General features: G+C 43.0%; 17 protein-coding genes. 11 read left to right on the forward strand and 6 right to left on the reverse strand.

Annotated elements, in window-relative coordinates; translation table 11 throughout:
- Positions 1-17: 17 nt before the first annotated feature.
- From ydfG to PXH59_RS05570, 4 genes are all read right to left on the reverse strand, one after another.
- Complete coding sequence (gene ydfG, locus PXH59_RS05555; protein ID WP_285810716.1) at positions 18-764, reverse strand: bifunctional NADP-dependent 3-hydroxy acid dehydrogenase/3-hydroxypropionate dehydrogenase YdfG; 747 nt, start codon at positions 762-764, stop codon at positions 18-20.
- A gap of 224 nt (positions 765-988) precedes the next feature.
- Positions 989-2,632 (reverse strand): ABC transporter ATP-binding protein, encoded by a 1,644-nt coding sequence (locus tag PXH59_RS05560; RefSeq protein WP_285810717.1) that lies wholly within the window; start codon positions 2,630-2,632, stop codon positions 989-991.
- 251 nt (positions 2,633-2,883) lie between these two features.
- Complete coding sequence (locus tag PXH59_RS05565) at positions 2,884-3,810, reverse strand: dimethylarginine dimethylaminohydrolase family protein (protein ID WP_285810718.1); 927 nt, start codon at positions 3,808-3,810, stop codon at positions 2,884-2,886.
- A 33-nt stretch (positions 3,811-3,843) separates the two neighbouring features.
- Complete coding sequence (locus PXH59_RS05570) at positions 3,844-4,569, reverse strand: phosphatidylserine decarboxylase (RefSeq protein ID WP_285810719.1); 726 nt, start codon at positions 4,567-4,569, stop codon at positions 3,844-3,846.
- A gap of 865 nt (positions 4,570-5,434) precedes the next feature.
- Between PXH59_RS05570 and PXH59_RS05575 the strand changes: the two genes are divergently transcribed.
- The 7 genes from PXH59_RS05575 to PXH59_RS05605 all read left to right on the forward strand — a co-directional run bounded on the left by PXH59_RS05575 (position 5,435) and on the right by PXH59_RS05605 (position 12,640).
- Positions 5,435-6,865: a gamma-aminobutyraldehyde dehydrogenase gene (locus PXH59_RS05575; RefSeq protein ID WP_285810720.1), complete on the forward strand. Its 1,431-nt coding sequence runs from the start codon at positions 5,435-5,437 to the stop codon at positions 6,863-6,865.
- 16 nt (positions 6,866-6,881) lie between these two features.
- Positions 6,882-7,655 carry a nuclear transport factor 2 family protein gene (locus PXH59_RS05580; RefSeq protein WP_285810721.1) on the forward strand — a complete coding sequence of 258 codons (774 nt, stop codon included), beginning with the start codon at positions 6,882-6,884 and terminating at the stop codon, positions 7,653-7,655.
- Positions 7,656-7,708: 53 nt separating this feature from the next.
- Positions 7,709-8,464, forward strand: a complete 756-nt coding sequence (locus PXH59_RS05585) for a FadR/GntR family transcriptional regulator (RefSeq protein ID WP_285810722.1) — start codon at positions 7,709-7,711, stop codon at positions 8,462-8,464.
- 34 nt (positions 8,465-8,498) lie between these two features.
- Positions 8,499-9,254, forward strand: a complete 756-nt coding sequence (locus PXH59_RS05590; protein ID WP_285810723.1) for a cache domain-containing protein — start codon at positions 8,499-8,501, stop codon at positions 9,252-9,254.
- Between the two features lie 36 nt (positions 9,255-9,290).
- Complete coding sequence (locus tag PXH59_RS05595) at positions 9,291-10,577, forward strand: 4-aminobutyrate--2-oxoglutarate transaminase (protein WP_285810724.1); 1,287 nt, start codon at positions 9,291-9,293, stop codon at positions 10,575-10,577.
- Positions 10,578-10,675: 98 nt separating this feature from the next.
- Positions 10,676-11,086 (forward strand): DUF805 domain-containing protein, encoded by a 411-nt coding sequence (locus tag PXH59_RS05600; protein ID WP_047769074.1) that lies wholly within the window; start codon positions 10,676-10,678, stop codon positions 11,084-11,086.
- Positions 11,087-11,098: 12 nt separating this feature from the next.
- Positions 11,099-12,640 (forward strand): NAD(P)/FAD-dependent oxidoreductase, encoded by a 1,542-nt coding sequence (locus tag PXH59_RS05605; RefSeq protein ID WP_285810727.1) that lies wholly within the window; start codon positions 11,099-11,101, stop codon positions 12,638-12,640.
- Between the two features lie 299 nt (positions 12,641-12,939).
- On the opposite strand, the gene PXH59_RS05610 is transcribed toward PXH59_RS05605, so the two are convergent.
- Together PXH59_RS05610 and PXH59_RS05615 are read right to left on the reverse strand one after the other, a co-directional pair.
- Entirely contained in the window at positions 12,940-13,335 is a 396-nt protein-coding gene (locus PXH59_RS05610) for a negative control protein of sporulation (protein ID WP_285810729.1), read from the reverse strand.
- Between the two features lie 160 nt (positions 13,336-13,495).
- Positions 13,496-13,693 (reverse strand): hypothetical protein, encoded by a 198-nt coding sequence (locus PXH59_RS05615; RefSeq protein WP_285810731.1) that lies wholly within the window; start codon positions 13,691-13,693, stop codon positions 13,496-13,498.
- Between the two features lie 127 nt (positions 13,694-13,820).
- On the opposite strand from PXH59_RS05615, the gene PXH59_RS05620 reads away from it, so the two are divergent.
- The 4 genes from PXH59_RS05620 (at position 13,821) to PXH59_RS05635 (ending at position 15,879) form a co-directional block, all read left to right on the forward strand.
- Positions 13,821-15,104, forward strand: coding sequence for a phage/plasmid replication protein, II/X family (locus PXH59_RS05620; protein WP_285810732.1), 1,284 nt, complete (start codon positions 13,821-13,823; stop codon positions 15,102-15,104).
- An 18-nt stretch (positions 15,105-15,122) separates the two neighbouring features.
- Entirely contained in the window at positions 15,123-15,416 is a 294-nt protein-coding gene (locus PXH59_RS05625; RefSeq protein WP_285810735.1) for a DNA-binding protein G5P, read from the forward strand.
- Between the two features lie 69 nt (positions 15,417-15,485).
- Complete coding sequence (locus PXH59_RS05630; RefSeq protein ID WP_434223361.1) at positions 15,486-15,560, forward strand: tail virion protein G7P-2; 75 nt, start codon at positions 15,486-15,488, stop codon at positions 15,558-15,560.
- A gap of 115 nt (positions 15,561-15,675) precedes the next feature.
- On the forward strand, positions 15,676-15,879 hold the full coding sequence (locus PXH59_RS05635; protein WP_434223362.1) for a major coat protein: 204 nt from the start codon (positions 15,676-15,678) through the stop codon (positions 15,877-15,879).
- Positions 15,880-15,886 lie beyond the last annotated feature (7 nt).

Consider the following 15,886-nt stretch of genomic DNA (forward strand, 5'->3'; position numbering starts at 1 on the left):
AAACTGCCAAAAAACTATTAATCCCTATAAACACTTAAACCCGCGAATGACTGACAAACTGGCATCATTTCCAATGTATTAATATTGACGCGAGAAGGTAAGTTAGCAACCCAAAATACCGCTTCTGCAATATCATCCGCCGTCAATGCATCGGCACCTGCATAAGTTTTATCAACTTTTTCCTGATTGCCTTTAAAACGAACATGAGAAAATTCAGTTCCTTCAACCAGACCAGGTTCAATATCGGTGACTCGGATATTCTTTCCATGTAAGTCAGCTCTCAACCCTAAACTAAATTGTTTGACAAAGGCTTTAGTAGCACCATATACGTTACCGCCGGCATAAGGCCAATTTGCTGCGGTGGAGCCAATATTAATAATGTGGCCATGATTGGCTTGTACCATATTAGGCAACAAAGCCCGCGTCATGTTCACTAATCCTTTCGTATTGGTATCAATCATTGTTTCCCAGTCATCAGGGTTAGCTTGGTGAGCGGGTTCTAACCCTAACGCAAGCCCTGCATTATTCACAAGAACGTCTACATTACGTAGGCTATCTGAGAGTTGTTGAACGGTTTGCTCGATTGCAGTGCGATTTCTCACGTCAAGTTGGATGGGGTGGAAGTTCTCACCCAATTCATTTTTCAACTGATCTAATCTATCCTTACGGCGTCCTGTTGCAATAACGATGGAGCCATGTGTGATAAATTTTCTTGCAATTGCCTCACCAAAACCAGACGTTGCTCCTGTCACAAAAACAATCATAACTATCCTCTTATCTGCAATTTATTATCGTAATGTCCATATTAGTAGAAAAAGTTGTATCTCATTAGTCAAGGTGAAATTATGGATTTATTGCCAATTCATTGTTTTTTTAATTAATTATTTGGCTGTGATTTAAAAAATTTAGAATTGAAATCGGGGAATTTGCTTTGAATGAATATCTTAAGATAATGACCCGCCTTTGGCGGGCCTGGAAAGATCAGTATTTAGTTTGTTTTTGCCTGTCCCATATATTCCTGTAGGGGGCCATCAAATGCTATTTTCCCTTTGTCGATTCGGATAACTCGTTCAGCCAGTCTAAATACCCGTGGATCATGGCTTATCATGAGCACAGTTTTACCACGAACGATATTGTTCAATGACTCGGCAAAGCTGTTTATTTTACTATTATCCAGATAGGTAGTCGGTTCATCAAATAGCAGTATTTCTGGCGTCTTAAGGTACAAACGCGCTAACCCAATAATCTGCCTTTCACCGCCCGACAAGGAAGAACCTTTTTCATCAATGTATGAATCCAGACCATCCTTCAATTTGTCCAACAGTTCACTACCACCAGCTTGAATCAACGCAGAAATCATCTCTTCCCTGGTTGATTCTGTATTGGCAATGTGCAGATTATCGTATAACGTGCCTTTTATAATCTGAGTCTGTTGTGACATCACCCCAAATTTTTGCAACCAACGCTGAGAATCGGGATTATCCAGAACCTCACCAAAAATTGAAACATAGCCTTCATTTAATGGTGTTAAGCCCGTCACGATATCAAATATTGTACTTTTACCTTGACCATTATCACCGACGATAAGAATTCGTTCGCCTTTTTGTATAGAGATATTCATATCTCTGAACAAAGTATCTCTGTCGTTATAGGAAAATCTCTTAACGTTGATATCAATAGCATTAGCACTACCATTTTCTACTGGTTTACTCTGTTTACGATTGTTTGGCTGATAAGCGCCCAATAATTCGAAAACCCTGTCCAACAACGATTTGAGTGAAGCAAATTTATTTAAATGATTACTGTATCTCTTAATGGAATCAGACATTAATTGTTCATAGGTAAATGCAGCAACAAAGTTACCAGGGTTTATCGTTCCATCCATCAATAGCAAACCACCATACCAAAGTACGGCAATTGTCGACGCTAACTGTGCAAAAAAACCAAGAGGAATAGATAGGGACATAAACAGCCCGGTGATCCTCTCAACATTTTTCACTTTAGTATTAGCATTATTAATTCTCTTTTTCTCTGATTCTTCAGAATTGAAAATCTTGACGGATTTGATCCAAGAAAGAGATTCTTGGATGACACCGGTTAATCGTGAGTTATAAATTTGCAGAATTCTTTCATAAACAGCCACCCGGTTAGTAATTGGTTTACTGATTAAAGTCATCAGACAAACCATCATAAATGCCAGAACAGCCAATTTAATATCAATCAGGGCCATCGCAATAAATGGCCCAATGATGGATAACGTATCATAGAGAAATTCGCTATATAAATCTCTAATTCTATCTGATACAAGGTAAGTGTCATTTTTTATTCTGAATGCCAGATTCGCTGAATGAAATTTCCTGGTGATATGATAGGGAAAAGAGAGGAAAGAGTCGACGAGAGATTTCCTCATATTGTAACTCAATTCTGATGCGTTGATTGTTTGCATCCAAATAATAATAGCGTGACTGATGACAATCAATAGTGACACTGCGATTAGAGAAGCAATTAATTCATTAAAGGAGAAAGAAAGAATTAACTTATCCTTCAATAAAGTATTGACCAGCTCCTGAACCAGAAATGGAAATAAGACCTCCGCTAAAGCTGCCACTACCGTAAAAACAATAGCCAGCACCAATGCTGCTTTTTGTTTACGTATAAAAGAATAAAGGAATATAATATATTTCATATACTGATCACTGTTAAGTTACCAATCTAACTAGTATAGACAACATGTTAAAACTTATCATCCTACAAAAAAGCGACTAACTCCATCCTTGGAATATATTCATCCTATGACAATAAAATACACTTTATATTGCAACCAACTCAATAATTTTGAGTGAAATTATGTGATCAATATTATTGAATGACTTATCGCAATTTTTAAATTACTTGTATTTTATAAGAATATCTATTTAAATGCATAACCATGCAGGAAAGCAGGGCGCCGCTCTTCATATATTCAGATAAATTGAAAAGTTTTGGCGTTAATGCCAATTTAGAGCAAATTTTTTCCAGCTCATGGTTTTTGTTCATTTCATAGATATACTCCTCTGTACCTGCTTTCAGGTCATTAATATTGGATGAACAGAGAATATGTTGATTGACTCTGACAGAGTTACAAATTCCACTGTATGCAATATCTTTATTGATACTGATAATGTTGGTTACTTTTTCCAGTCCTTTCAGCTCGTCGCTGTTGAATCCGCCGGTATAAACGAGCGTATTTTCTTTATCCAGTGGGAATATGCTGCAATCCAAATGGTAAAGATAAGGATCTCTTTCTTCCACTTTTACGATGTTGAGGCCGAATTTTTCTTCCATCCAGTCATAGGTTTTAATATCACTTCTTATTCCATAACCACCGACCAGTACATTATCATGCAAATGTTTTAACTCAGCTTCCCCTTCAAAATAGTAGGGAGCGACTTCAGTTTTATAGCCCAATGATTCAAAGAAACTTACCCCAATAGGGGTTTCTGATCTTCTGATTTCTGATGCAAAATTGGCAACTATTGCTGTTGGATCTTCATCACCAATAATAATTCCCAAGTTAGCAACATAGACTTGATCTTGTAACGCCTGGTGAGTATCTGATGGCAGCAAATAGACCAACGATTGTGATGACATAAAGCTATATAACTTATAGAACTGCCTTAAAGCCACTTTGCTGTTAACATTGATAGCGGACTCATCCAGTTCCTCCATCCAAATATTATTTCTTACATTGGTATTTAATGAAAATGGAGGTGCTAATAAAAACACTGGCATTTTCAGATCAGAAATGATATTGGGAGAATTCTTTAACATCTTAAAACCTCAATTTTAGTTTATATTATTTGTTTATAGAGAGTTATCGTTGATTCTAACTAACTTAGTTATACCACCAGTGACATGTTCTTTTTCAGTGACCAATGAAGTTAATTCATCATCATCAGCAACAGGGATCACCAAGTCGACTTGTGAACCATACCGGATCATTGAAAATCTATCCCCCTGATATACAGGAGTATTTTGTTGTATATGGAACGGTGTTATGGTATCAACATCATAATCACCGACTTGAACCATATAGTATTCTCGATTAATGCCAGGTGAGTAGACTTTATTAACGACTCGTTGATTCAGATATAAATAGTCGTCATAAATTAATTCAATGTTCTCTTTATAAAAAATATTATTTTCTACATCAATCATTGGTAGATTGTTGGTTTCCAGAGGTTCATGTTCCGCGTAACTCAGGATGCCATCGTAAGGAACTCTATTGATATGCACGTCATAGCATGTCATAAAAATACCAATGACAAGCGAGCGTTTATCATAATGTTTATCTCTGATGATATCCTGAATGCTATATTTTTTTCCTTTTACTTCGGTGATCGCTTCACCTGGATTTATTATTCCGCTATAGATAACGAACCCATCAGCAGGGGATAAAAAATACCTATCATCTGTATTGATTGTTCTCGCTGGGTCCCTGAAAAAACCTTCCTGAAAATAAGTTTCAGGCGGAAGATCAGGGAGTCCATTAAATATCGATTTAATGGTTTCGTTCATTTTGTTACTCATTGTTACCTCTAAAAATGTTCATCAACTAGAACACGAAGCAGAGAAAAAACAACATCATATAAACAGTTACAGCGAGATATGTTACAGCCTAATATTAATGATTCAATTTTATTTTTTTTATGGGTATGTTTATTTTTTGTTTGTCAATAAACAAAATTCCACCTAAGTTAACTGGACTGATATATATAGACAACTAAATATAAATATATTGATGGTATAAATTATGGGTAGTAAGGTAGTTTATTATATATATCTGTCAGTGACATTTATCACAAATGTGGCAAAAAAATTAATTAGAATTGAAGTAAACGAAGTATTTAGGTCAATTTTTAGGCCATTCAATATTTAGCGTAGAGGGATTTTTATGAACAAATATAACGTTAAAGTCAATTAAAATAAATTCAGAGTTTACTATTTGAACATTTGATTTTTAGGTAACTCATCAAAAGAACAACAAATCAATGTCAATTGCATGACACATTTTATTTAATTTATGCCAACTTATTGCTGGCTGTCAGGCAAGAAATTAGAAGAACAAGTTAAACAGATATGCAGAAATTATTTGCGTAAAAATTTAGATAATTTGCAAATATATGCAAAAAATCAAGCGTAATACGAAAAAATATCTGGTAACGAGCCTAAATTTTATCGTTAATCGAAATGACATGAACCACATGAAATCCTAGATCCTCCTCACAGATTTAAATATTTTTTCCTGATGGAAACCCTGAAAGTTACATATATGTATATAACATTTCTCGTTTTTTTACATTTTTGCTACAAATTTGACTAAAACGCAACCGTTAAATATATTAAATCATAGGTTATATTTTATCCATTCAATCCATAAGGAGAGGAAGTCACCATGCCGATACCCACACTCAGGCATTTCATTAATGGTCAGTATATTGAGTCTAACGGTTGCGAATATTTTGATCTGGTAAGCCCGGTCACAGGTGAGTTTTATGCGCGTTCTCCTAATGCAACCGCTGCGGATGTTGATGATGCTTATGCAGCGGCTAAAGAGGCGTTTAAAGTATGGGGACGCAGCACGCCCTCGGCGCGTCAGCGGGCGTTACTATCGCTGGCTGATACGATAGAAAAAAACGCTGAACGTCTGATTGAAGTGCAAAGTCGTAATACAGGACAGCTCAAACACCTGATTGCTTCTGAGGAAGTTGCGACGTCTGTGGATCATATCCGCTTCTTCGCCGGTGCCGCTCGTTTTTTAGAAGGCAAGGCTACAGCTGAATATCTCCCTGATATGACTACCAGTATCCGGCGTGAACCGCTGGGCGTGGTGGGGCAGGTTACCCCATGGAATTATCCGTTGATGATGGCGGTGTGGAAGATAGCACCTGCTCTGGCCGCAGGTAATACCGTGGTGCTTAAACCAAGTGATACTACACCGGAGAGTACTCTGTTACTGGCTGAACTGTCCGCACCGTTTTTCCCTGCCGGTGCCTTCAACGTGGTATTGGGTAATGCGAACGCGGGCACCCTGGTCGTTTCACACAAAACGCCTGCGATGGTTTCTATCACCGGTTCCATACGTGCAGGTTTTCAGGTTGCCTCTTCGGCGGCGGCTAATCTCACCAGAGCGCATCTGGAGCTGGGTGGCAAAGCACCGGTGGTTGTTTTTGCTGATGCAGATATCGACAAAGCAGTGGATACCATCGTTACCGCAGGGTACTTCAACGCTGGTCAGGACTGCACGGCGGCTTCACGTGTGCTGGTGCATGAAGCTGTTCACGATATCTTCGTCGCTAAATTGGTAGCGGCAGCTAAAACCATCCGTTTTGGCGATCCAGAAGATAAAGAGGCGCTGTATGGGCCGCTTAATAATATTCGTCAGTTGGATCAGGTTAAAGGGTTTATGGCGCGTCTGCCCGCGCATGCCCGTATTGAGACAGGAGGCCGTCAGGCCAATCGTTCGGGGTATTATTTTGAACCTACAGTGATTACGGGTCTGGAGCAGCACGATGAAGTGATTCAGACTGAAATTTTTGGCCCTGTTATCACAGTGCAGAAGTTCCTGACAGAACAGGAAGCTATCGAGAAAGCTAACGATGTAAAGTACGGATTGGCCTCCAGTGTCTGGACCCGCGATCATGGCCGCGCGTTACGCCTGTCTCGTGAGCTTGATTTTGGAACTGTCTGGATTAACACCCACATTCCTCTTACGGCAGAAGCACCCCATGGTGGCTTCAAGAAATCTGGATACGGTAAAGATTTGTCGGCTTATGGCTTCGATGAATACACACGTATCAAACACGTGATGAGTTCCCATGATTGATACAAGGACACACACAATGAATCAAAATGAATCTTTGCGCGACCGGGTATCACGTGCGCACCACGAACTCTTTACTGACCGTGATGTGGGGGCGCTTGGGCGTTATTTTGCGCCGAATTTCATTGAACATTCTCCACTAGTCAAAGACGGACTTATCGGGCTGCGTGAGCGGGTCCAGTCACATCCTGAACTGCATCATGAAACATTTCGTGTACTACAAGACGGTGATCTGGTTGCTATCCACGGCCGTTTCACGGGTTTAGACGATCAGCCGTTAGTCGGTTTCGATCTTTACCGGGTTACCGATGGATTAATCGCAGAACATTGGGACGGCCTGGTACCGCAGTCCGCGCCCAACGCCAGTGGACGAACTCAGTTAGATGGCCCGACTGAAACAGGCCATAACCGTGACAGAGAAAAAAACCGCGAACTGGTGGTTAATTTTTTCACACGAACCCTGATTGAAGGGCACTATGATGAGTTTGGAAATTACACCAATGGTAAGGCGTTTCGCCAACACAGCCCCGATATTCCTGATGGTACAGCTGCGGTCATTGCGTTTCTTAAACAACTTAAAGATGAAGGGCGGGGCCTGCATTATGCAAAAATCCACCATACAGTAGCCGACGGGCAGTTTGTTCTGACCCACTCAGAGGGAAATATTGCCGGAGCACGCCACAGTTATTTTGAGCTATGGCGCGTCGAGAACGGCAAAGTGGCTGAACTTTGGGATGCTATCACACCAGTACCGGAGGATGCGCAAGCGCTGCATCGCCACGGTATTTTTTAGCGTTGTTTGCAAACATGCTGAAACCCTGTGTCATTTCAATCAGGAGTTAGAAAATGACGGCACATTCCATCGTCTACGCACCACTCGATCAGGCCACCAGAACCGAACAGGTGGTGGAACGTTTAAGTAATGCGATCATCTCCGGGATATTACAAACTGATGAGCAGTTGCCTAACGAAAACGAGTTGTCGCGGCTGCTGGGCGTGTCACCGGTAACTGTTCGAGATGCCCTGAACACACTACGTGCCAGGCAGTTGATTGATACTCGGCGCGGACGTCATGGCGGTAGTTTTGTGTGCCAGGTTTCGGTTGAAACAATGCGGAAATACCATCCATTGCGGCTGATGGCTTCAGGTGAACTGGCGGATTTCGGCGAGTTTCACTGTGCAGTGATTGGCCACAGTGCGAGGCTTGCAGCTCAACGTTCAACAACCAGTGAACTAATAAAACTTGAGCAACTCATTGACAGCTTCGCTAGCGCGACACAGCCGGATGCCCGTATACAGACAGATATGCGCTGTCTGTTAACCCTGGCATCACAGGCACAGTCGGCCAGGCTTGCCAATCAAGAGCTGGAGATACAGGCTGAATGGGTTCCTTTGATGGTGCTTCTGTATCGAGAGGCAACTATTCACAGCGAGGTGGCTGCCGCCTGGTATACACTCTTGGCCGCTCTGTATAAGGGGGATGGCCTCGCCTGTTACCAGCTGGCACAGAAGATGATTACTCGAATTACTGACCACCTGCTTGAATGCAAATTACGTATAGATACTGATACGTCATTCTTGCAGAGATCTGATCGAGAGTAATGCGACTGTATTCATCCCTGGAAAAGGGGGACATATGTACAACGACATATACGTAGAACAAGCCAGGGATATCCTGGATGATATCTTGATCGCCGCGCAGCGGGCTACTACAACTTTAGCGGATAAGACAGCGCGTATTTTATTAGAGCTGCCGTTATATCGAACGAAAGGTGTTCGTCTGGAGCAAGAGCAGCGCGACGCATTGCAAAAACATATCCAAGATGTACTACGGCGTAATCACGTTTGGTGTAATGGGGCGGGATTTGCCAGTTATGCGATACAGAAGACGGGGAGGGAGGATAACGGTTACTGGACGCTGGAATGGTGGCGTCAGGAAGGGAATACCATTCAGTATGCGCCACTGGAACATAATCAAGAACAACGCAGGCGTCTGGATTTCCGATTATTCGAGTGGTTCCGGCAGCCGGCCAGCCGTCACCTTCCCATCATCGACGGACCCTATGTAGATTATATCTGCAATGGTGCCTACACGATTACGATAGCCCATCCGGTGCTTATCGGTGAGGAGTTTGCTGGTGTTGCGGCAGTGGATATTCTGGTCTCGACACTGGATCGGTTACTGCTGCCGGTTCTGGGGGCCATCGGTAAGCCAGCATTAATTATTAATGGCGATGCGCGTGTCGTGACTTCAACTGTGCCTGGAGTACGGTCAGGTTCGCTATTGAAGAGCCTGGATGTTAACCGATCGGACAATAGTGAAATACCTTCTCTGCGCCTGGTGATCCTACCGTCATCACACACTGAATCACACAGGGCGTTTGTTTGCTGAAACCCACTTATTAAGATTACACAGGAGTTTTTGCTTATGACTGAATCTACGTTATCTAAAAGGCGTAGGGCGGCTATCGCAAGAGGCGTAGGCGTGACCACACAAATCTATGCTGAACGTGCGGAAAATGCTGAAATCTGGGATGCTCAAGGGCAACGTTATATTGATTTTGCCGCTGGTATCGCTGTGGTGAATACCGGTCATCGTCATCCGCGCGTCATTGCCGCCGCCAAAAAACAGTTGGAACGGTTTACTCATACTTGTCATCAAGTCGTGCCTTATGAAAATTATGTAGCGTTAGCCGAACGGTTGAATCGTCTGGTGCCGGGTAATTTTGTGAAAAAGACTGTCTTTGTTACCACCGGGGCTGAGGCAGTAGAAAATGCCGTGAAGATCGCGCGTGCCGCTACCGGACGCAGCGGTGTGGTGGCTTTCAGCGGTGCTTTTCATGGCCGTACCTTCCTCGGTATGTCATTAACCGGCAAAGTTGCACCGTACAAAATAGGGTTTGGCCCGCTGGTTAGCGATGTTTACCGTATCCCATTTCCGGTAGAGCTACACGGTATCAGCGTCGAACAGACACTGAACGCGCTGGAGAATCTCTTCAAAACCGATATTGAACCCACGCGCGTCGCTGCCATTATCATTGAGCCAGTTCAGGGAGAAGGTGGTTTCTATCCTGCGCCTCCCGAATTGCTTAAATCCCTACGTGAAATTGCTGATCGCTACGGCATTGTACTCATTGCCGATGAGATTCAGACCGGTTTCGCGCGCACGGGTAAACTGTTTGCCCTGGAACATCATGACGTTGCGGCCGATCTGACCACAATGGCAAAAGGTCTGGCGGGGGGATTTCCGCTGGCGGCGGTAACGGGGCGATCAGAGTTGATGGACGCTGTAGTGCCAGGAGGATTGGGGGGAACCTATGGAGGTAACCCTGTGGCGATTGCAGCTGGTCATGCGGTGCTGGATGTGATCGAAGAAGAAAAACTGGCCGAGCGTGCAGCGCAGCTGGGAGAGAGGCTAAAACAATGTCTGCATAAACTACGGCCGTATGTCCCACAGATCGCTGATGTGCGTGGGCTTGGGCTGATGATTGCGGTAGAGTTTAATCGAGTGGACAGTCAGGAACCTGATGCCGATTTTACCACCGCAGTGCGCCAGAAAGCGCTAGCGCGGGGCCTGATTTTGTTGACGTGTGGTGTACATGGCAATGTAATTCGTTTCCTTCCACCGCTGACCATACAAGATGATGTTTTTGACGAGGCGCTCAACGTTCTGAAATCTGTGCTGCTCGATCTGAACTGTAAAGAAGAAAAGTAACACGGGGCTATCTCTGCCGCTTAACCGGAGACAACTAAGGAGAAATATACACATGGCGGCCGGGAAGAGCCTGTACGGGTTCATAAGAGAGGGCAACAATGCACTGGTATTTAAATGTATTAAAGAATTATGCCTGTTTCAAGGGACGGGCTCCGCGTAAGGAGTTCTGGTATTTTGTTCTGTTTCAGCTCCTTGCTGTTCTCAGCATTTCTTTTCTGGAAAGACTGTTTGCTGTTGCCAACCCCGAAATTTATATGGGGTGGTTTAGTGCTATTTATTTACTGATCACATTTTTGCCAGCATTGGCGGTAAATGCCCGCCGTCTGCACGATATTAATTGTAGCGCCTGGTGGCTACTGTTACATCTGGTTCCCTTTGTCGGCACTGTTCTTTTGCTGATTCTCGCCGCTCTGAAAGGACAGGCGAACAGCAATAAATATGATTCAAAGAGTCGATTCACTCACAGGGAAATACCCCAGGCCAGGTTAACGGATAATTCCCGATCATAAAGGAGTGCTGAAATGGCAATGAACAGAAGAGATTTTATCTCTACTGCCGCAACTTTTGCAGGGGTGGGAGTACTTTCATCCATACATCCCTCTACATCTCTGCTCGCTCAGGCCCTAACTGCGGTTGATTCCCCGGCCATCAATATTAACCTCCGGCCGACGCTGTTGCAGGATGCACAGTACAGAACCAGCCGGTTGGGCTTGGATCCGCGCATCTGGAACTGGCACAGAGACATGATGACTACTAACACCATGCCCGCCAACTACTATGAGGCCTCTCTGGCTGATTGGCCAGCGTTTGGGAGTTTTTCCAGAGATCAGCGCTGTGAGGTTGTTGTTATTGGCGGCGGATTGCTAGGATCTTCCACTGCGCTGCATCTTGCTGAAGCGGGCGTGGATGTGATTCTGGTTGAAAAGGACCACATTGGTTCGGGAGCCTCTGGCCGTAATGGGGGACAGTTGACTCCCGGAATTGCCCGCTGGGAAGCTGAAACCATACTGGAAAAATTTTCACCTGATGAAGCCAAACGCTTATGGCGTTTTGCATCGATTGAAGCAATGAATCTTGTGGATGAACTTCGAGAACGTTACGGTTTTGAATGTGACCGCAAATATGGTCATATTACCGCTGCGATACATCCAGGTCATATGGGATCATTGGTTGCTAACGTCGATGCCCGACGCCGACTGGGAGATAGGGCCGTGAAGGTTATTGGGCCACATGAATTGCAGGAAGAGTATGTGCGTTCAAATATCTATCACGGTGCCAATGTCGATAGTATAGGCGGACAGGTTCAGCCTCTGGCGCTGCTGCGAGGACTGGTTTATGGCTTTGTCAGACTGGGGGGACGAGTCTATGACGGTACAAAAGTGAAAGGGATTAGACAGGATGCCAGCAGCACGGTTATAGAAACTGAGCGGGGAATTATCAGAGCGAGTAAAGCAGTGGTTCTGGGGGTACATGGCTCCACCGATGAGTTTATCTCAGGCCCGTCTACTACAGTACCTTTTTTCACCTATGTGGCAGTAACTTCGCCGTTGTCAGTGGATATCAAAGAGCTTATTCCGTCAGGTCTGCCGGTCTACGATACACAGTTACAGATAGACTATTATCGTGCGGTGCGTGACAACCGTCTGCTATTCGGTGGACAGGGCACCGGCAACTCCTGGTCACCGCGTGATGTAAACAACTACTTGCTTGATCGTATCAGAACCGTATTCCCGCATCTGGAAAAACCAGAACTGGAATATTCTTGGGGTGGGATCAGCGATCTAACCCTGAACGGTGCTACCGATGCCCGCAAAAGCGGTGCCAACATCCCTGTGTATATGGTGCATGGCTGGAGCGGACATGGCGTGGCGCAGACGGTACGCATTGGCAAAGCCATCAGCGACGACCTCACCGGACGCAACCAGGATTTTACTATGCTTACCTGCATTGATCACATGAGGATCCCGCTAGGTTCCTATCTCTCTCCGATGGCTATTCCATTGATAAAAGGTGCCATTGGGATAATAAGCACACTTAATCCAGCAGATATAGTTTCGTTCTGAGTGGTGATTTCCATTAGCCAGGAGGCCGGAGAAAAACGCTAGTGCCTCCTGGGGAAAAGTTCATTTTACAGCCTGTCTTTCATTATTTTTTAAACCACGAGCCAAAGTGAATATCAAAAAAAGGCGAATGTCCTTCTTGCAGCAAAAAGTGACATTACTATATTGGTGCTACAACGCTGGTTCGCATAATGTATGACGCTATGTTACAAAAGGGTTCTCGCTTATTTCGGCAAAATAGCGATAGCCGAAATAAGCGAGGTTCGTCTTTAACATAGAGTGGATTAGGCGATCCAGTTAAATTAGGCTGTGCCTCCAATACTATTTTTCATATAGAATTCAGTAAATAATATATCTATTTCTCTTTCGGAAAATGCTTGCTGGACAGTGCCATTTGCTAAATTGAACCTCAGTCTGCTTATTGGCATGGAACGCATTTCTTTTATTATTTTTTCAGTTGGCTTATGTTTCTCAAACATCATAAGGGCAACATCAGATAGTTTTGGATCTGTTTTGTCTTCTATGCTTGATATGAATATTCCTGCTGCAATTAATTTTTTCTTCTTGTTCCGCATTCCAACAATGTAAGCGGTTTTTAGTATTTCATATGCTTCATTTGCTTTGAATCCGGTATCTACGTCATATCTTGTTTGTGTAGTATCTGTGTAAATACACAGTGCGATAGGGATGTTTAACATTGACTGTCCTTTTTGGGGTATTAGAAAATCAATTGCTGTGCAAATTTTGCCCATTAAAGAGTACATGACTCTTTAATTATGTACTCTTGTTTCAATTTGAAACGTGACTAGAGATTTTTGACTGCTATTAGTATGTTTATTGACAATGTCAGATTAATCTTTAGCTTTTCCGTGCCGCTTTTTTAGCGATGATGTCTTTTACAGCATCATCGAGATAATTATCTATCAGATAGCTGACCAGTTCGGACTGCTTTAGCAGTTCGCCTGTTTTATTACCGATTTCCAGAATCTTTCTCTTTAACTCTAATTTTCTGTCTTCGTTGATTCTTACGGTGGTATCTGCGCGTTTAGTCGTCATTTTAAAATCTCCAGTTTTTGACCTTTAAGCATATCGTATTTTCCATGAATATTTAGCGCATGCGTATTTACATCATATGAAATTTCTGTGTATCATGTGTGCATGGTGTAAATATTGAGATTTGTATATGATAGATCTTCTTGAGTTACAGATTCCTTTTAAGGACGAGTATGTGATCAAGACCTCTCGTGATATTGAACATGGGGGCGGCTCTATCGATTTGGTACAGATTGCGAAACTGTCGGGCTTGCGTCTTTCTGCGCGTGATGTTGAATTTGAGATAAAAGGGGATTTGTCCGTTCAGGGACTGAGCCATCCTTTTGAATCGTTACCCACGCATTTTGCCAGTTTGGGCATGAAAGTGTATCAGGGGACACATTTGATTTTTCCCCGCGTTAACCTGAAAGCCTCTCCGGCGAAATTATTGCAGGGGCATAATGTTTTTGGTTCGACAGATATCGCGTTATGTGGTGTTGAATTACTGGCTAATCTGGCGGCGTCACAACCTGAACTGTATGATTTATTGGATGTTGATAATACCGAAGTGTCAGAAATTCATACCACCTGTTCAGCGAGATTACCGTCTGAAACTATTTGTAAACAGGTCATTTCTTACCTGAAAAATATCAGTCATGGTCAGACAAAAGCGACTAAAGCGAATGACCATGAATCGACGGTGTATTTTAATCGTGGGTCAAAACACCGTGAACTGTGTATTTATTATAAGGCGTCTGAGGTAGCGAAACGCACGGAAGAGATCCAGCGGAAGTTGCGTAAAAATCCGACCGATGCGGCATTGCAATATCAGATGGCAGTGTTAAATGATAAACGGTTAATTGAATTTTCAAATAACCTGTTGCGGCTGGAAGGGCGGTTAAAAAAGCGGTTTTTACGGGACAATGATATTCCCGTTAAATTTTCGGATTTGTGTCTATATCAGGAACAGTACGAAGCGGATGGCAAGAGCCTAATTTATGATTTATGGATGAAAAGTTTTCATGATTTATTGATGGCGCTGCGAGGTGTGGAAATGAATATTTATGATGATGAGCATATTTTTAATTTATTGAAATCAACTTATTTTTCTATTACCCCGAAAGGGAATACGTCATATTCCAAAGCCCAGCGTGTATTTGGTTTTTATCGTCGGTTAGTGAATGAAGGGTATTCAAATGTACTCAGTTCAATGAGCAGAGTGACTTTTTGGCGTCATTTGGCTTTGTTAACCGATGTCGGCATCAGTAAATCACAGTTACAAAACTTAACCGGTGATAAAACCAACGTCATTCCGTTTTATAAAGTCATTAATATTGATTTTGCGCAGCAGCGCCCTGACTGGTATGTCGAACCCGTGAGCGTCTTCGAACGCCAAGGCAATGTATACGATTTTAAATTAGCAGCGAATGCTTAATAGATAGGATTTTAAATTATGTCTGAATTACCATTATTTCATACTGTTATCAGTGGGAAAGTTATCCGTATTAATTCGTCGAATGACGGTTATGTTTTTACAACAATTATATTGCCAGCACCAGACCCTTATTCAAAACCGCCTGTGGTTAAAGTGCGGTCGCGCAGAAAATTAGCCAGTATTGATTCAGAAGTCACTGAACTGGTTTGCCGTATTTCAGGTTTCGAGCGCTCATTTAAATATCATGATAAACAAACAGGGCAGCCTTCAGTGGGTCATAACGTCGAAATGTTTTTAGATTTAGTGGAATAAATTAAGTTATAACAATTTGATTAATGACAGGGTGAATAAATTATTATCCATGAATATAACTTAGCAGATATTTATAATTTGGCATTTAATGCCGGGCTTGTTATTTGTTTTGCGCTCGGCATGATTTCTGGAGGCCAAAGGTAATGGTGTCTTATTTCTTTGGCGCGTTTGTGTTGGGTTGGTGTCTTGCCCAGTCTATTTTGTATTTTAAACGGTTAGTTGAGGTGTCGACGTGAAAATTTTTATTGTTAAATCAGTTGTGGCGGTGTCTTCGTTGGCGGTGTCTGTGGGAGCATTGGCCGCGGAGGCCGGAGCGCCGGGTGCGGCAGCGAAAGCAGCCTTTGACCAGATGGTGTCTCAGACATTGGAGTATTCCGCGTATGCTTGGCCGTTTGCGATTGGGGTGACTGGATCGCTTATCGGCATTAAATTGTTCAAGAAATTTGTCAATCGTGCGTCTTGATGGTTTT

Source organism: Xenorhabdus bakwenae, assembly GCF_030272115.1.
Lineage (GTDB): Bacteria > Pseudomonadota > Gammaproteobacteria > Enterobacterales > Enterobacteriaceae > Xenorhabdus > Xenorhabdus bakwenae.